The sequence below is a fragment of the Nonomuraea sp. NPDC049649 genome, assembly GCF_040675175.1.
Taxonomy (GTDB): Bacteria; Actinomycetota; Actinomycetes; order Streptosporangiales; family Streptosporangiaceae; genus Nonomuraea.
The window spans coordinates 44,494-61,361 of record NZ_JBFAOH010000005.1 but is presented as its reverse complement, the minus strand read 5'-3'; the positions used below and the strand labels follow the sequence as shown (position 1 = coordinate 61,361).

The window sequence follows — 16,868 nt, the reverse complement described above, 5'->3', positions numbered from 1 at the left end:
TTCTCGCGTCCTGGCTCGCGGATGACGCGGCCGGCCGATGTGTCGGTGATCCTGGGTCCCCACCCCGGCGCCGCCCGGCCAGGTCCCCATCCGCACCCTCTTCGTGGACGCCTGCCATCTGACACCGGGGAAGGTGCATCAGCTGGCGGGCAGTGGTTGCGGGTGGAGACCTCGCCGAACGACATCTCCGACGGCTCGACCGTTCTTTACAAGATCCCTGGCAACACCTCCTCGGAGAGGTCGGCGAACGCCTGTTCCTGCTCGTTCAGATAGGTGTCCCAGGCCTTGGCGTCCCAGATCTCCAGCCGGGTGTTGGCCCCGATGACGACGCACTCACGCTCCAGGCCCGCGTACTGGCGCAGGCCCTGTGGGATGGTGACACGCCCTTGTTTGTCTGGCTTCTCGTCGGACGCACTGGCGAAGAAGACGCGGCTGTAGTCACGCACCGCCTTGGCGGTGACCGGGGCGGTCCTGAGAGCCTCGGTAATGCGCTGGAACTCCTCTACAGGAAAGACGTAGAGGCATCGCTCCTGGCCTTTGGTGATCACAAGACCCTCCGCCAGCTCCTCACGGTACTTAGCCGGCAGGAACAGCCGTCCCTTGTCGTCCAGACGCGGGTGATGGCTGCCGAGGAACATCGGCGCCACCTCCCGTGCCTCGTGAAGCGCCCGGCGCTGGTGCACCGTGCTCTCCACTGCGCACCACCATACTCCACTTCTCCCCACCGTCAACTGATTCGAACCTGGTTCGCGGCTCAGTTCTCGCGCGTTGTCGCAGGTCATGGCGGTGGAGCGGAGTGGAGGGCGGTGAAGCGGCCACCGGGCGGGGGCGGGCGTGTCGGTTGCCCCGAAAGCCGGGCGAATAAGGGGTGGCGGGCCATCCGGGGCGGGGGTGGGGGAATGTGGCGCGCTCTGTAACGGCTTTCGTATCGGTATGCGACAAGAACACGAACATCACCGGGTTTCTCTGGGATATCCACAAAAGTCGCCCAAGAACCCACAGAGTCGTAGGGTCGTACAGATAATGGAAAATAAAGGTATGCCTCCCGCAAAGGCACCCTTGCGCGAGGTGATCGCCGTACTTCGCCTGGAGGCCTGGTGGCAGTAACCCATGACGTCCCTCACCAGCTCGGGGAGCTGGTCACCACCGCTCACCGGATCCGCGAGGCCATCGAATCGGTGATCGAGGGCAAGGGCGACGCCGTCCGCCTCACGCTGACCGTGCTGCTCTCCGAGGGCCATCTGCTGATCGAGGACGTGCCCGGGGTGGGCAAGACGATGCTGGCCAAGGCGCTGGCGCGGTCCATCGACTGCCCGGTGCGCCGGGTGCAGTTCACTCCCGACCTGCTGCCCAGCGACATCACCGGGGTGAGCGCGTACAACCAGCAGACGCGCGAGTTCGAGTTCAAACCCGGGCCGGTGTTCGCCAACATCGTGGTGGGCGACGAGATCAACCGCGCCTCCCCCAAGACCCAGTCGGCGTTGCTGGAATGCATGGAGGAGCGTCAGGTCACCGTCGACGGTCACACCTATCAGCTGGACGCGCCGTTCATGGTGATCGCGACGCAGAACCCGATCGAGATGGAAGGCACCTACCCGCTGCCCGAGGCGCAGCGCGACCGGTTCACCGCCCGGGTGGCGATGGGGTACCCGGAGCCGAGCGCCGAGCTGGAGATGCTGGACGTGCACGGCGGCACCTCGCCGCTGGACAAGCTGAAGCCGGTGGCCACCACGTCCGAGGTGCGCGCGCTGATCGAGGCGGTGCGCGGGGTGTACGTGTCGCAGGCGGTCAAGAAGTACGCCATCGACCTGGTGGTCGCCACCCGGCACTCCCCCGACCTGCGCCTGGGCGCCTCGCCCCGCTCCACGCTGCAGCTGGTGCGGGCGGCGCGGGCGCACGCGGCGCTGGCGGGCCGCGACTACGTCATCCCCGACGACCTGCAGGACCTGGCCGTCCCGGTGCTGGCGCACCGGCTGCTGCCCAGCGTGGAGGCGCAGGGGCAGCGGCGGCTGCCCGAGCAGGTGGTGATGGAGCTCGTCAGGCGCGTCCCGGTGCCGGAGACCCGGGCGTCGTGAGGGCGGGACTGCGGGCGCTCACCGCCAGGGGGCGGTCGTTCCTGGCCTCGGGCACCGCGGCGCTGCTGATGGCGTACCTGCTGGGCGAGAACGACCTGTTCAGGATCGGGGTGCTGGTGGTGGCGCTGCCGCTGCTGGCCGCGATGGTGGTGGCGCGCACCCGCTACCGGCTGAGCTGCGCCCGGCGGCTGGACCCGGCCAGGGCCGAGGCCGGCGGCGAGGCGAGGGTGACGCTGCGCCTGGAGAACGTGACCAAGCTGCCCACCGGCCTGCTGCTGATCGAGGACACGGTCCCGTACGCGCTGGGCGTGCGCCCGCGGTTCGTGCTGGACCGGGTGGAGGGCCGGGGCATCCGGGAGATCGACTACAAGGTGCGCTCGGACCTGCGCGGCCGGTTCCCCATCGGCCCGCTGTCGATCCGCATCGCCGACCCGTTCGGCCTGGTGGAGCTGACCCGCTCGTTCACGATCACCGACACGCTCGTCGTGACGCCGCAGGTGGTGCCGCTGCCGCACGTGCGGCTGTCGGGCGAGTGGACGGGCGGCGGCGACAGCCGCACCCGGAGCGTGGCGGCGGCCGGCGACGACGACGTGGCGCCGCGCGAGTACCGGCAGGGCGACGACCTGCGCCGGGTGCACTGGCGCTCCAGCGCCAGGCACGGCGAGCTGATGGTACGGCGCGAGGAGCAGCAGTGGCAGAGCCGCGGCGCCCTCCTGCTCGACACCCGCAAGTACGCGCACCGCGGCGAGGGCCCGCGCTCCTCGCTGGAGGTCGCCGTCTCGGCGGCGGCGTCGATCGGCGTGCACCTCGCCCGCGAGGGCCTGGGCCTGCGGCTGGTGACCGACCAGGGGCCGGAGCACCTGACGGACAGCGGGCTGAGCTGGTCGCTGCTGGACACGCTGGCGACGGTGCGCGGCTCGTCGGCCCGCTCGCTGGAACTGGGCGTGTCGGCGCTGCGCTCGGGCGGCGGGGAGGGCCTGATCGTGGCCGTGCTCGGCGCGCTCGACCCGGAGGAGGCGAGGGATCTGGCCCGGCTGAGGCAGAGCGGCGTCACCGGCGTGGCGGTGCTGCTGGACGTGGACACCTGGGACGGCCAGAAGGCGGAGGCCAGTGAGGACTACCAGGCGGTGCGGACCGTGCTGACCGGTTACGGATGGCGGATCGTCGCTCTGCCCGCGGGCGTGCCGCTCGCGTCGGTGTGGCCGGACGCGGCCAGCCGCGGACGCTACGCGATGAGCGGGGGTGCGTCCTGATGAGGCTCTCCATCGCCGCCGCGCTGGCGACGTTCTCCGCGACGATCCTGCTCTACCAGCTGTTCGAGGGCGGGGCCTGGTTCTGGGGCTCGCTCGGCGCGGTCGTCTCGGTCCTGCTGGCCAGCCTGATCAGCGGGCGGCTGTCGCTCGCGGCCTGGGCGGCGCCGCTGCTCAGCGTGGGCGCGCTCTGGATCTATCTGACGGTGGCGTTCGCGGCCGAGGAGGCCTGGGCGCTGTTCGTGCCGACCACGGACTCGGTGCTGGAGGTGGCGCGGCTGCTGGCCACCGGCTGGGCCGACATCCAGCGGTACGCGGCGCCGGTCCCGGCGAACGAGGCCATCTCGCTGCTCACCACGGGCGGCGTGGGCCTGATCGCGATCATCGTGGACCTGTTCGCGACCCGGCTGCGCAAGGCGGCGCTGGCCGGGCTGCCGCTGCTGGCGCTGGCCGCGGTGCCGGCCACGATCCTGGCCGACCCGATCAGCTGGCCGGCGTTCATCCTCGCGGCGCTCGGGTTCACCGGCCTGCTCATCGCGGACGGCCGTGAGCGGGTGGGCCAGTGGGGCCGCGCGGTGCTGGTGCGCCGCACCCGCCTGGGGGACGACCGGCGGCCGGGCGCGACCGCCGACACCAGCGGGCTGCGGGTGTCGGGCAAGCGCATCGGGTTCGCCGCGATCGCGCTGGCCGTGCTGCTGCCGGCGCTGCTGCCGCCCATGGAGCCGGTCTCGTTCTTCACCTTCGGCGTCGGCGGCAGCGGGGCCGGCCGGGGCAACTCGATCAGCATCCCGAACCCGATCGCGAACCTGAAGGGCCAGCTGGAGCTGCCCGAGCAGCGCACCGTGCTGACCTACACCAACAGCGACAACCGGCCCCGCTACCTGCGCATCTACTCGCTGGACACCTTCGACGGCGACCAGTTCGGCATGACGCAGCCGGAGGGCGCGCCCGAGAACCGGACGGAGAACGGCCCGCTGCCGCCCCCGCCCGGCCTGGGCGGCGGCGTGGAGCTGAGGCACATCCAGACCACGGTCGCCGTCAGCGACGAGATCGCCAAGCTGTCGTTCCTGCCGCTGCCGTACCCGCCGCGGGAGATCCGCATCGACGGCGACTGGCGGGCGGACGTCAGCTCGCTCATGGTCTTCTCCACCCGCGACCAGGCCGCGGGCCTGGAGTACCAGGTGGCGACCAGCGAGCCGGTGGCCACCGCCGACGTGCTGGACTCGGCGCCGTCGTCGCGCCAGAACATCGAGGAGCGCTACCTGGAGCTGCCGGACGACCTGCCTCCGGCGATCGTGGATCTGGCACATCAGGAGACGCGCGGCGCCCGTACGAACTACGAGGCGGCCGTGAAGCTGCAGGAGTTCTTCACCGACACCGGCGGCTTCGTCTACAGCCTGCGCACCCAGGGTCACGGCAACTCGGCGCTGGCCGACTTCCTGCTGCACAGCCGGGCCGGCTACTGCGAGCAGTTCGCCGCCTCGATGGCGGTCCTGGCCAGGGTCGTGGGCATCCCGTCCCGGGTGGCGATCGGCTACACGGGCGGTACGCAGATCGGCGGCGAGTGGACGGTGGCCACCAACGACTCCCACTCCTGGCCCGAGCTGTACTTCGAGGGCGTGGGCTGGCTGCCGTTCGAGCCGACGCCCACGGGCAGCCTCGGCCAGGGCAGCGCCCGGGTGCCCGACTACACCCGGCCGCAGCCCGAGGCCACGGCCGACCCCACCTCCCCGTCGCCGGACCGGACCTCCGCCGCCGGCTCCGAGGAGGAGCAGGACCCGCAGAGCCGGCGGAACGTGCGCGAGCTGGACCGGGAGGCGCTGCTGGCCGACGGCGGGCTGCCGCCGGAGGACACCACGCCGGTGGCCGCGCAGATCGGCATCGGCGCCGCGGTGCTGCTGCTGGTGCTGCTGATCCCGGCCGCGGCCCGGCTGATCGTCAGGAGCAGGCGGGTCCGTACGCTCGGCTGGAAGGTGTCGGGACCGGCCGACGAGGTGACGGCCAGGGTCGTGGCGGGCCGCCATCCGGCGGTGGCGGCGGCCTGGGCGGAGCTGGACGACGTGCTCTGCGACTACGGGATGGCCCGCGAGCCGAGCGAGACCCCGCGCCAGCTGGCGCGGCGGCTGACCGAGCAGTACGAGTTCGGGTCCGGACCGGCGGCGGCCGTCACGTCGATCGCCTCGGCCGTGGAGCGCGTGCTGTACGCCCGGGAGCCCGGCCGGATCCCGCCGCTGGGCGGGGACCTGCGCGAGGTGCGCAAGGCGCTGGCCGCGACCGTGTCACGCCCCCGGCGGGTGCGGGCGGTGCTGCTGCCGCCGTCGACGATGCGGCGGCTGCGGAACCTGGGCGAGGGGCTGCTGGACGGGTTCGACCGCCTGGAGAACATCAGGCTGCGCAGGACGGCGCAGAAGGGCGCGTGAGCGCATGACGGAAGGTGCGGTCGTCTCCCCTGGGGGGGGACGGCCGCACCTCCGGTTTAGAGGGATGTCTTTTCCGGGGGAATCGGATCAGCGCTCGTCGTGACGACGGCGCCAGCGCTCCTCCATGCGCTCCATGAAGGTACCCCGGTTGCCCCGGCGTACCTGCTTGCCCTGTGGCTGCCCCGGAGCCGGGGAGTCACCGAACCCATTCATGCGTTTCCAACTGGACAGGCCCCACAGACACGCGGCGAGCATGACCACGAAACCGCCGACGCCGAGCGGGATCATGTTGATCACCACGCCGACCATCAGCAAGACGACGCCGAGGGCAAAGCCGATGGAGGCCTTGATGAGGCGTCGCTTGTAATGGCTGCGTGGGTCACTGATCCTTACGGTGTTGGCCCACTTCGGGTCCTCGGCGTAGAGGGCCTGCTCGATCTGGTCGAGCAAGCGCTGCTCGTGCTCAGAGAGCGGCACGGCGCCTCCCAAGGACGGCCCCAGGACGGGGAAGACGGCAACGGACGACACGGGGTGTCCGAACCTCGCGGTCGGTTATCCCCAGAATACGAGGCTGTAGACGTAGGCGAAAGCAAACGTCCAAGGCAGACCAAACCGGAGGTGACGTCATAGCTTCATTCTGGGCCATCTTGGACTCCTCCCCCGAAGTCGTGACATCGCCTCACGCCTCCATTTCATCAAGTTTGCCCCGAACAAGCGAAGCCGGCAGCACCGCATCGGGTCCGAATCTCCGGATCGCCCGGTCCATCGCCTGTTCGGCCTCCCGCCAGCCTGCCTCGCGCTCGCCCAGAGTGAGCTGACGGGAGGCCGTCTCAGCAGGCCGGAGGTTCTCCATGCGGACGCCGACCAGACGCAGGCGCACCCGCTCCAGACCAGCCGCCCGGTAGAGCTCGCAGGCTGTGGCGTAAATCTCCTGGGCGACGTCGGTGGGCTCGGGGAGAGTCCGGGACCGGGTGATGGTGGAGAAGTCGGCACGGCGCAGCTTCACACTTACAGTCCTGCCCACGTGTCCGGCCTTACGCATCCTGGCGGCGACGCGTTCGGACAGCCGCAGCAGCTCGCGCTCGATGACCTCGGGGTCGTCGACGTCGACGGCGAACGTCTCCTCGGCGCCGATGCTCTTGTCGGGGACGTGCGGGCTGACCCGCCGCTCGTCGCGGCCCCACGCCAGCGCCGCCAGGTGGCTCCCGGCGGCCGGGCCCAGCTCGCGCTGGAGGGTGGCGACCGGCACCCGGGCCAGGTCGCCGACCGTGCGGATGCCGAGCCGCACCAGGGCCTGCTCGGTGCGCTCGCCGACCCCCCACAGGGCGGAGACCGGCAGCGGATGGAGGAACGCCACCACCTCGCCGGGCGGCACCACCAGCAGGCCGTCCGGCTTGCACTGCTTGGAGGCGAGCTTGGCGATGAACTTGCTGGCGGCCACGCCCACCGAGCAGGTGATGCCGTAGCGCTCCCGCACCTCCGCCCTGATCATGGCGGCGATCTTCGCGGGCGGGCCCAGCCGGCGCCGGGCACCGCCGACGTCGAGGAACGCCTCGTCGGAGGCGATCGGCTCGACCACCGGGGTGATCGCGTGGAAGATCTCCATCACGCCCTTGGAGACCTCGGAGTACTTCCCGTGACTGGGCGGGATGATCGTCGCCTGCGGGCAGAGCCGCCGCGCCCGGCTCATCGGCATGGCCGAGTGGACGCCGAACGCCCTGGCCTCATAGGTGGCGCTGAGCACCACGCCGCGCCCGGCGGGCGAGCCGACGATCACCGGGCGGCCGTGCAGCTCGGGCCTTTCGAGCAGCTCGACGCTGGCGAAGAAGGCGTCCATGTCGACGTGGAGGATCGGGCAGCCGGCGTCGTCGGCCCCGGTCCGCGGAGCGGGGCCGATGCCGGTGATCTGCTTGCGTGCCACGCCCCGATTCTATCCGAACAGGTGTTCTATGCCGACGGACGGCGGCCGACGACGTGCAACTGGGCCGCGATGTCGCGCAGCACCGGGTGGGACGAGGCGGTCTCCTCCAGCGCCACCAGCGCCTCCGCCGCGCCCGGCTCGCCGTCGACCAGCCGGCTCGGCACCAGGTCGGCGAAGACCCGCACCCCGAGGACGGGCCCCGCCTCCAGCCCGGCCTCGGCCAGCAGACCGGTGAGCGCGCCGCCGGTGAAGCGGCGCGGCGTCGGGTCGCGGTCGCCCCAGCTGCCGAGCGGGTCGGCCAGCACGGCCCCGGCCTCGTCGAACTGCCCGGCGAGCGCGCGGTGGACGGCGGCGCCCACCGGGTTGGCGGCCAGCACGCTCACCGCCCCGCCGGGACGGAGCAGCCCGGCCATCGCGGCCAGGGCGTCGGCCGGGTCCTCCACGTACTCCAGCACGCTGTGACAGAGCACCAGGTCGGCGCTGCCGGGGCTGAGCAGCTCACCCAGGTCGGCGGCGTCGCCCTGGAGCCCGCGGACCGCCACCCCGCTCTCCTTCGCCCGGCGTTCGAGCGCCGCCAGCGAGTCGGGGCTGGGGTCGACCACGGTCACCGTGTGACCCAGCGCCGCCAGGGGAACGGCGAAACCTCCGGTGCCGCCGCCCGCGTCGACGATGTCGAGCACGTCGCGCCCGGTGGCGCCGGCCAGCTCGGCCAGCACCGCGCGGAGCGCGTCCCAGACGACGGCGGTCCGCACCGCCGGGGTCCTCGTGACTTCAGCTCGCAACGTCGGCTCGCCTCCCTCTCCTCGTGGCTGCGCACCAGCCTACGCCGTACGCGCGATCGCCCGCTCCCCCACGACCGCAACGACTCCCCTGCCGTTCGCCAAGGCGGCGTGGAGGCTTCCGTGTACGGGAGAGGACCCGCCCTCTGCTGTCCGTGGACGCTCCCGTAAAAGGCCGACGGCGTTCCCCGGGCGCTCTCGTACGAGCGAGAACCCGCCCCGCGGACGCTTCCGTACGGACGAGAAGCAGGCGCCGGTCAGGCGTCGAAGGCTGCGGCGAGCCGTTTCGGGGCGCGCAGCCGCCAGGCGTCGGTCAGCAGCTCGCGCAGCTCCTCGTCGTCCACCTGCGCCAGCCGCACCAGCACGACGGCGTACCCGTCGAAGTGCGGCGTGGTGAAGAACGCGTCCGGACGGGCGGCGACCAGCTCCAGCTTGTGCTCCTCGGAGGGCACCGGCACGGCGAGCACGCCCGGCTCCTCCCGCATCCTGGCGAACCACTTGCGGCGGACGTAGAACGCGGGCGTGCCGTACATGGGCTTCTCGGCGGTCTCGGGCAGCGCGAGCGCCAGCCCGCGCACGTCGTCCTCGGTGGCCATGATCCGATCGTCACCCGGCCCGCCCCGCCGGGGCAACCTCCGGCCCGGGCGTCCGCAGCCGGGGCATGCCCCGGACCAGGAGCAGCGCGGGCGGCACGAGGAGGATGACGGCCGCCGCCGCGCCCAGCACCGCCGCGGGCCCGGCGATCCCGGCGAGCGGCCCGGCCAGCGCCTGCCCGAACGGCAGCAGCCCGAAGCCGCACAGCCAGGCGAACGAGCTGACCCGCCCGATCAGGTGCTCGGGGATCTCGCGCTGCAGGGCGACCTCCCAGTGGATCGCGTACATCTCCACCCCCGCCCCGGCGATCGCGAACGCCACGAGGATCGTCGCCGGGGACGGGGCGGCGATCAGGGACAGGGGCGCGGCGGCGTAGAGGGCGATCGCGGTCAGCGCCACGACCCCGGGGGCCCGGGGCCGCCACGCCATCGTGAGCAGGCCGCCCACCAGGCCGCCGGTGCCGTAGCAGGTGAGCGCCATCCCATACACGGCGGGCGTGCCGAACGCGGCGGTGGTCATCACGGGCAGCAGCACCTGCGTCGGCGCGATCACGAACATGAGGTTCACGGCGGAGAAGACGAGGACGGCCCGCACCCAGGGCCGCCGCCGCGCCTCCGCGACGCCGTCGCGGACGTCCCGGGCGAACGAGGCCCGGGGAGCGCTTGCCCGGCGCGGCTCCCCGGCGAGCCGGAGCGCCAGGACCGCGCCCGCGAAGACCACCAGGGCGATCCCGTACGCGGCCCGGGTGCCGGACACGGCGATGACGCCGACGCAGAGCGCGGGACCGCCCATGACGCCGGTGCGGACGGCCACGCTGACCAGCGACCGGCCGGAGACGCGCTCGCCGTCGGCCAGGACTCCTTGCAGGAGCGCGTTGAACGCGGGCCGGACGAACGCCTCGGCCAGCCCCGACAGCAGGACGGCCGCACCCGCGGCCCAGACGGGGAAGGCACCCGGCACGGCCAAGGCCGCCGCCAGCAGGGCCTGGGCGGCGTAGGCGGCCGTCAGGACCCGCCGCCGCGGCAACCGGTCGGCCCAGACGCCGCCCACCGGCAGGAACGCCACCAGCGTGACCCCGCGCACGGCGAGCACCAGGCCGAGCGCGACCGCGTCGCCCCCGGCCTCCAGGACGGAGACGGTGATGGCGACGGCGAACAGCTGCTCGCCGACGACCGCGAGCGCCTGGCCGAGCAGGAGCCGGCGGAAGCGGGGGGTGCGGAGCGCGGCGAGCCTGGGCAACGGCTCAGCGCGGGGCCGGGGATCTCATGGGGACGATGCTCGCACAGCGGGCGCGTCACCGGCGGCGGTTACGCCGGGCGCGCAAAGCCCCGGGTCAGAGCGTCAGGCTGGGCTTGAGCTGCTTGAAGCGCGCCAGCAGCCCGTTGACGAACTGGGGGGACTCGTCCGTGGACAGCTCGCCGGCCAGGTGGACCCACTCGCTGATGACCACGCCCTCCGGGACGTCGGGCATCCACAGCAGCTCGTAGGTGCCGCCGCGCAGGAGGTTGCGGTCGACGGCGGGCATGCGTTCGAGGGACCAGCCCTCGGAGTAGGTGGTGATCAGCTCGTCGATGCGGGGCAGCTGGCGGGTGACCCCTTCGACGAGGGTTTTCGTGTACTCGTTCACCGGCGGCTCCCGCCGCTCGATCCGCTCGGCCAGGATCTTCAGCGGGTCCTCGCTCCGGAGCTCGGCCTCGAACAGGATGTCGAGAGCACGCCGGCGTGCTTTGCCCCGTGCCGACACCTCAGGCCCGGCCGAGGTACTCGCCGGTGCGGGTGTCGACCTTGACCCGCTCGCCGGTGGTGATGAACAGCGGCACCTTGATCTCGGCGCCGGTCTCCAGCGTGGCGGGCTTGGTGCCGCCGGTGGAGCGGTCGCCCTGAAGGCCCGGCTCGGTGTTGGCGATGGTGAGCTCGACCGCGGCGGACAGCTCGACGTAGAGCGCGGAGCCGTCGTGGAAGGCCACGGTGGCCATCGTGTTCTCCAGCATGTAGTTGGCGGCGTCGCCGACGGTCGCCGCGGACACGTGGACCATGTCGTAGGTCTCGGTGTCCATGAACACGAAGTCGTCGCCGTCGCGGTAGGAGTACTGCATCTCGCGCCGGTCGACGTTGGCGGTCTCCACCTTGACGCCGGCGTTGAAGGTCTTGTCGAGGACCCGGCCGGTGAGCACGTTCTTGAGCTTGGTGCGCACGAACGCGCCGCCCTTGCCGGGCTTGACGTGCTGGAACTCGACAACGGCCCACAGCTCGCCGCCTTCGAGCTTCAGCACCATGCCGTTCTTGAGGTCGTTGGTCGTCGCCACTCGTTCTCTCCCGCGTGCGGCCGCTCTAAAGGACGAGCAGCTCCTTGGTCGTCTTGGTGAACAGTTCCGCCCCACCCCGCCGGGTCACGAGGGTGTCCTCGATGCGAACACCGCCCCGGCCCGGAAGGTAGATCCCCGGCTCAACGGTGATCGGAACTCGATCCTCGAGTCTACCGGTCCGTGCGGGACCCAGGAACGGCTCCTCGTGGATCTCGAGCCCGACGCCGTGGCCGAGGCCGTGCCGGAAGTGGTCGCCGTGGCCTGCGGCGGCGATGACGGAGCGGGCGGCGGCGTCGACCTCGCGGGCGCCGGCGCCGGGGGCGACGGCGTGCCGCCCGGCCCGCTGGGCCTCGGCGACGAGGTCGTAGATCTCGCGCTGCCACCCGGCGGGCGGGCCGAGGCAGACGGTGCGGGTCATGTCGGCGTGGTAGCCCTGGTAGGCGGCGCCGAAGTCGATGGTGACCAGGTCGCCGGAGCGCAGCTCCCGGTCGGTGGGGGCGTGGTGCGGGATGGCGCCGTTCTCGCCGGCGGCGACGATGGTGTCGAAGGCGGGCTTGCTCGCGCCCAGTTCGATCATGCGGGCTTCGAGGAGGCGGGCCACGTCGCGTTCGGTGACGCCGGGCCCGATGGTGTGCAGGACGTCGGCGAAGGCCTGGTCGGTGATGGCGCAGGCGGTACGGAGGAGCTCCAGCTCGTCGTCGTCCTTGACGGCCCGCAGCCCTTCGACCAGGGGCCCGAGCGGGACGAGCCCGGGCCCGAGCCGCTGGTAGGTGGCCACGCTCATGTGGGCCGCCTCGATGCCGACGCCGGGGGCGGCGAGCTCGCCGGCCACGTCGGAGGCCTCGACCGCCTGGACGTCGAGGCCGTGCGTCTTCTCGATGTACCGGTTGTCGGTCACGAGCAGCGCCGAGCCGTCGGCCCTGACCAGGACGGCCGCGTTGGAGCTGGTGAGCCCGGTGAGGTAGCGGACGTTCACGGCCGAGGTGACCAGCATGGCGTCGACCTCGTGGGCGGGCAGCAGGGCGGCGAGCTTCGCCCGCCGCTGTGCGTAATTGAAGGTCACGCGTTCAATGTACGTTGATCACCGGTTGGTCCACTATCCGGCTAGACCCGCCAGTCGTCGAGCCATTCCGACAGCGGGCCTTCCGGGGCGACCTCCCCCTTCGCGCGGGCCCTCTGCAGGTCGCGCATGACGCGGGAGACCTCACGGACGCCGGACCGTTCCTTGCCCTCGGCGAACTTCCGCGCCGCCTTCCTGAGCTTGTCCTGGGCCTTGCCGGCGACGCGCGGGTCCACCAGGCCCATCGCCATCTGGCTGCCGATCGCCTGGTCGAACTGGCTCACCCAGGCGTTCCAGCCGCCCGCGGGGGCGAACTGGCCGACGGTGCCCTTGGGGACGGGCAGGTCGGTCCCGCGCAGCTCGGTGGGATCGGGATCCGGTTCGTAGTCGGGCGACGGCGTCGCCGGGGTGGGCGTGGGGGTCGGCGTCGGGGTCGGCGTCGGGGTGACGGACGGGGCCGCCTCGCCGGTGACCTGCGTCGTGACGGGGGTGGCGGGCGGCTCGTCCCGGTTGCCCAGCATGATCATGCCGGCGGTGACCGCCACGATGGCCGCCAGCGCCGCCCCGGCCTGGATGAACAGGCGGCGGTTCTCCCGGTCGGGCTCGGGGGCGAGCTCGGCCGCGTCGAAGATCGCGGTGTCGCCGGCGCGTGCCTGCGGCGGCGCGGCGGGCGGCGGGGGCGGCGAGGGCACGGCGGTGCGCGGCCTGGCGATGGCGGCCAGCGCGCGGCGGACGGTCTCGCCGCTCGCGGGGCGGGCGGCGGGCTCGGGGGCGAGCAGGGCGAGCAGTAAGCGGTCGAGCTCGGCGGGCACGTCCTGGCGCAGGGTGCTGGGCGGCGCGATCGGCCCCTCCGCCGCGGGCGGGCGGCCGGTGAGCAGCTCGTAGCAGACGGCGCCGAGCCCGTACAGGTCGGACCGGGCGTCCCCGTCGCCTCCGGCGCGCCGCTCGGGCGCCAGGTAGCGGGGGTCGCCGCCCCGCTGGCCGGGCAGGCCGAACCCGACGACCTTGAGCACGCCGCTGCCGGCCAGGCGGAAGCTGTCGGGCTCGACCTTGCCGTGGGCCAGCCCGGCCCGGTGCGCCGCGTCCAGCCCGCCCGCGGCCTGGCCGGTCAGGTCGCAGACCTCCACCACCTTGAGCGGGCCGCGCGCGGCCAGTTCCTCGCCGAGGCTCGGCCCGGTCAGGAACTCCGTCACCAGGAAGGGCGATCCGTCGTGCTCGCCGACGTCCAGCACCATGGCGACGTTGGGGTGGATTACCCGGGCGACGGCCTGCGCGTGCTGCCGCAGCACCTCCCTGGTGGCCGCTCCGGCCGCCTTGGCGCCCAGCATCTTCACGGCCACGGTCCAGTCGGCGCGGGTGTCGTATCCCCGCCAGACCTCCCCCATCGAGCCGCTGCCGATCCGCTCATCGAGCCGGTACCGGCCGGCGATCAGGGACGGCGTCGCGTCGGACATATCTCCGCCAATGCATAGCAAACTTCAGTTTCGACCCACCATAGGGCCGAACGGAAACGCCCGCCTCCCCAGCTACGGGAAGGCGGGCGTTCCTACGAAGTGCAACCGGTGTGCAGGTCGCCTCTCGGCGAAAGGCACAACGCGGCTCCAGCCGTACGGTATTCCGCGAAGGCGATAGGTGAGGCCCGGGGACACTGGACACACCGGCCACGCTCAATGTAACGGCGGGCCACCTCCGGACATTCCCGGCACCGCCCCCGGCCTCCCGGCAGCGCGCAGCCAGGCGAACGAGCCGACCCGCCCGTCAGGCGCTCGCACCGCGGGGCGGGCGAGCCGACCCGCCCGTCAGATGCTCGCGCCGCCAGGCGGGCGAGCCGGCCCGCCCGTCAGATGCTCGCGGCGCGGGGCGGTCAGGAGGCGAGGTTCGTGATGGTCTCGATGAGGCGGACGCGCTCCTCGTGGGTGCGGCCGAGCGGGGTGACGTTGAGGGTGGTGACGCCCGACTCCTTCATGGCCTGGAGGCGGTCGCGGATGAGGCCCTCGTCGCCGATCAGCGAGGTCTTCTCCAGCAGCTCGCGCGGCACCAGCGCGGCGGCCTCGTCCTTCTTGCCGTCGAGGTAGAGCTCCTGGATCTGCTCGGCCTCCTTCTCGTAGCCGTAGCGCCGGGCCAGGTTGTTGTAGAAGTTCTTGCCCTTGGCGCCCATGCCGCCGATGTAGAGGGCGGCCATCGGGCGGCCGAGGTCCAGCAGGCCTTCGGAGTCGTCGCCGATGTAGAGGGACGCCTGGGCGACCACGTCCAGCTCGCCGAGCTCCGGGTCGCGCTTGGCCTTGCCGGCGGCCAGCGCGGCGCCCCACACGTCACCGGCCTTCTCCGGCACATAGAAGATCGGCTCCCAGCCTTCGGCCAGCTCGGCGGCCATCTCGACGTTCTTGGGGCCGATGGCGGCGATCACGATCGGGATGCGCGGCCGTACCGGGTGGTTGATGAGCTTGAGGGGCTTGCCGAGGCCGGTGCCCTGGTCGGCAGGGAGGGGCAGCGTGTAGTGGCGGCCCTGGTACTCCAGGCGCTCGCGCCGCCACACCTTCCGGCAGATCTCGATGACCTCCCGGGTACGGCCGATCGGCGCGGTGTAGGGCACGCCGTGGAAGCCCTCGATGACCTGCGGGCCGGAGCTGCCGAGGCCGAGGGTGAAGCGGCCGTCGGAGACGTAGTCGAGCCCGGCGGCGGTCATGGCCAGCAGGGCGGGGGTGCGGGAGTAGAGCGGCAGGATGCCGGAGGCGATCTGCAGGCGCTCGGTGACCGCCGCGATGTACCCCAGCTGGCTGACCGCGTCGAAGCTGTAGGCCTCGGGCACGAAGACGATCTCCAGCCCGGCCTTCTCGTAGTCGGCCAGCGCGGTGACCGTCTCCTTGAAGCCCCCTGAGTAGTTGAGTGTCATTCCGATACGCATGCCGGCTCCCACCCACAGAATGATGTTCCGTTCGGTTGCCGCCAGGTTAGCGTGTCCCCGGACAGGTCATGGAGGGGCTACCTTGTTCGGGTGCTGAAGCGCGTCGTCGTCGTCCTGTCCGCGGCCGTCGCCGCGGTGCTGGCCGGACACCGGTTCGTGCCGTCGCTGGGCGGTTTCACGACGGTCATGGAGAGCCTGCTGCCGTGGCTGGGCCTGGCCGTGCCCGTCCTGCTGCTCGGCGCCGTGTTGGCACGCTCCACGGCCGCCGCCGGGGCCGTCCTGGCGCCCGCCTTGGTGTGGGCGTTCATGTTCGGGCCCGCGCTGCTGCGCCGGCCGCCCGGCGGGCCGAGCGACCTGGCGGTCGGCACGGTGAACGTGGGCGTGCGCAACAACGCCTCCGGCGAGGCCGTGCGCGCCGTCGCCAAGGACCTCGACCTGCTGGCGGCGCAGGAGCTCACCCCGGGCGGCCCGGCCGCCGCGCAGCTCGACCGGATGTTCCGCCACCGTTACGCGGTGAGCACGGTCGGCCTGTGGAGCCGCTACCCGATCACCCGCAAGCGCCCACTGGACGTCGGCATGGGCTGGGTGCGGGCGCTGCGCGCGACCGTGCGGACCCCCAAGGGCGACGTGACGGTGTACGTGATGCACCTGGCCTCGGCGCGGCCGGGCGCGACCACCTCCAGGGACGCCTCGCTGGAGCAGGCCCGCAAGCTGATCGACGGCGACGCCAGCAAGCGGATCCTGCTGCTGGGCGATCTGAACACGGCCACGACCGACCGGGGCATGCGCGGGCTGACGCCGCCGCTGCAGGACGCGCAGGAGGTGGCGGGCGGCGGGTTCGGGTTCACCTGGCCGGCCCGGTTCCCGGTGACGCGCCCCGACCACATCCTGTTCCGCGGGATGGTGGCGACGGAGGCGAAGGTGGCGCCGGCGACCGGCAGCGACCACCGGGCCGCCATCGCCTCGTTCCGGCTCTGAGGCCCTACAGGAGCGCCCGCAGGCGGGCCAGGTCGTCCGGGGTGTCGATGTCGGCGGGGTCGCCGGGGCACGGCACCTCGGTCACCAGTTCGGGGTGGGCGGCCAGGAACGGCCGGGCGCCGACGTCGCCCCGGGCCAGGGCGGCCACCTCGGCGAAGTGGCGGCGGCCGAGCAGCACCGGGTTCCGGCGCCTGCCGCCGTACGTGGCGACGGCCACCTCGGCCCCGGAGCCGATGAGCGCGCGGACGGCCTCCGGGCGCACCAGCGGCTGGTCCACCAGCGCGATCACCACGGCCCGCGGCTCGGCGGGCAGCGCCGCCAGCCCGGCGCGCAGCGAGGACCCCATGCCGGAGCGCCAGTCCGGGTTGCGCACGGTCACCGCGCCCCGCACCTGGACGGTCGCGGCCCCGAGCACCACCACGACCGGGTGGCAGCCGCCCTCCTGCAGCAGCCGCACCCCCCGGTCGACCAGCCGCTCCCCGCCGAACTCCAGCAGCGCCTTGGGCGTCCCGAGCCGGGCGCCCTCGCCCGCGGCGAGCAGCAGCCCGGCCACAGCGCTCCCCGTGCTGTCCTTCACGCC

16 protein-coding genes are annotated in these 16,868 nt (G+C 72.7%); 4 read left to right on the top strand and 12 right to left on the bottom strand.

Features of this window, described 5'->3' with window-relative positions:
* Positions 1-206: 206 nt before the first annotated feature.
* A complete protein-coding gene (gene mraZ / locus AB0J42_RS09165; protein WP_364291109.1) occupies positions 207-638 on the bottom strand; it encodes a division/cell wall cluster transcriptional repressor MraZ in 432 nt (143 codons plus the stop codon).
* A 459-nt stretch (positions 639-1,097) separates the two neighbouring features.
* Between mraZ and AB0J42_RS09160 the strand changes: the two genes are divergently transcribed.
* Genes AB0J42_RS09160 through AB0J42_RS09150 form a run of 3 tightly spaced genes read left to right on the top strand, consistent with a single transcriptional unit; the run spans position 1,098 to position 5,745 of the window.
* Positions 1,098-2,075, top strand: a complete 978-nt coding sequence (locus tag AB0J42_RS09160; protein WP_364290624.1) for a MoxR family ATPase — start codon at positions 1,098-1,100, stop codon at positions 2,073-2,075.
* The gene (locus tag AB0J42_RS09155) at positions 2,072-3,328 is read left to right on the top strand and encodes a DUF58 domain-containing protein (protein WP_364290622.1); all 1,257 of its coding nucleotides are present in this window, start codon (positions 2,072-2,074) and stop codon (positions 3,326-3,328) included. The genes AB0J42_RS09160 and AB0J42_RS09155 overlap by 4 nt, the downstream gene beginning before the upstream one ends.
* Positions 3,328-5,745 carry a DUF3488 and transglutaminase-like domain-containing protein gene (locus AB0J42_RS09150; RefSeq protein ID WP_364290620.1) on the top strand — a complete coding sequence of 806 codons (2,418 nt, stop codon included), beginning with the start codon at positions 3,328-3,330 and terminating at the stop codon, positions 5,743-5,745. Before AB0J42_RS09155 ends, AB0J42_RS09150 begins: the two co-directional genes overlap by 1 nt.
* An 87-nt stretch (positions 5,746-5,832) precedes the next feature.
* Here the strand turns inward: AB0J42_RS09150 and AB0J42_RS09145 are convergent, their stop codons facing one another.
* The 10 genes from AB0J42_RS09145 to AB0J42_RS09100 all read right to left on the bottom strand — a co-directional run bounded on the left by AB0J42_RS09145 (position 5,833) and on the right by AB0J42_RS09100 (position 15,310).
* Positions 5,833-6,222, bottom strand: coding sequence for a DUF3040 domain-containing protein (locus tag AB0J42_RS09145; protein ID WP_364290618.1), 390 nt, complete (start codon positions 6,220-6,222; stop codon positions 5,833-5,835).
* Positions 6,223-6,424: 202 nt separating this feature from the next.
* Positions 6,425-7,666: a DNA polymerase IV gene (gene dinB, locus AB0J42_RS09140; RefSeq protein WP_364290616.1), complete on the bottom strand. Its 1,242-nt coding sequence runs from the start codon at positions 7,664-7,666 to the stop codon at positions 6,425-6,427.
* Positions 7,667-7,692: 26 nt separating this feature from the next.
* A complete protein-coding gene (locus tag AB0J42_RS09135) occupies positions 7,693-8,418 on the bottom strand; it encodes a methyltransferase domain-containing protein (RefSeq protein ID WP_364290614.1) in 726 nt (241 codons plus the stop codon).
* A gap of 284 nt (positions 8,419-8,702) precedes the next feature.
* Positions 8,703-9,041, bottom strand: coding sequence for an MmcQ/YjbR family DNA-binding protein (locus AB0J42_RS09130; protein ID WP_364290612.1), 339 nt, complete (start codon positions 9,039-9,041; stop codon positions 8,703-8,705).
* Between the two features lie 10 nt (positions 9,042-9,051).
* Positions 9,052-10,278, bottom strand: a complete 1,227-nt coding sequence (locus tag AB0J42_RS09125; protein ID WP_364290610.1) for an MFS transporter — start codon at positions 10,276-10,278, stop codon at positions 9,052-9,054.
* Positions 10,279-10,372: 94 nt separating this feature from the next.
* Positions 10,373-10,783 (bottom strand): transcription antitermination factor NusB, encoded by a 411-nt coding sequence (gene nusB, locus AB0J42_RS09120; protein ID WP_364290608.1) that lies wholly within the window; start codon positions 10,781-10,783, stop codon positions 10,373-10,375.
* Position 10,784: 1 nt separating this feature from the next.
* Positions 10,785-11,345 (bottom strand): elongation factor P, encoded by a 561-nt coding sequence (gene efp, locus AB0J42_RS09115; protein WP_364290606.1) that lies wholly within the window; start codon positions 11,343-11,345, stop codon positions 10,785-10,787.
* A gap of 25 nt (positions 11,346-11,370) precedes the next feature.
* Positions 11,371-12,408, bottom strand: a complete 1,038-nt coding sequence (locus AB0J42_RS09110; protein WP_364290604.1) for a Xaa-Pro peptidase family protein — start codon at positions 12,406-12,408, stop codon at positions 11,371-11,373.
* 41 nt (positions 12,409-12,449) lie between these two features.
* The gene (locus AB0J42_RS09105; RefSeq protein WP_364290602.1) at positions 12,450-13,859 is read right to left on the bottom strand and encodes a serine/threonine-protein kinase; all 1,410 of its coding nucleotides are present in this window, start codon (positions 13,857-13,859) and stop codon (positions 12,450-12,452) included.
* 410 nt (positions 13,860-14,269) lie between these two features.
* Complete coding sequence (locus AB0J42_RS09100) at positions 14,270-15,310, bottom strand: LLM class F420-dependent oxidoreductase (RefSeq protein ID WP_364290600.1); 1,041 nt, start codon at positions 15,308-15,310, stop codon at positions 14,270-14,272.
* A gap of 90 nt (positions 15,311-15,400) precedes the next feature.
* On the opposite strand from AB0J42_RS09100, the gene AB0J42_RS09095 reads away from it, so the two are divergent.
* The gene (locus AB0J42_RS09095) at positions 15,401-16,288 is read left to right on the top strand and encodes an endonuclease/exonuclease/phosphatase family protein (RefSeq protein WP_364290598.1); all 888 of its coding nucleotides are present in this window, start codon (positions 15,401-15,403) and stop codon (positions 16,286-16,288) included.
* A gap of 4 nt (positions 16,289-16,292) precedes the next feature.
* On the opposite strand, the gene AB0J42_RS09090 is transcribed toward AB0J42_RS09095, so the two are convergent.
* Positions 16,293-16,841, bottom strand: coding sequence for a nucleotidyltransferase family protein (locus AB0J42_RS09090; RefSeq protein ID WP_364291107.1), 549 nt, complete (start codon positions 16,839-16,841; stop codon positions 16,293-16,295).
* Positions 16,842-16,868: the final 27 nt, after the last annotated feature.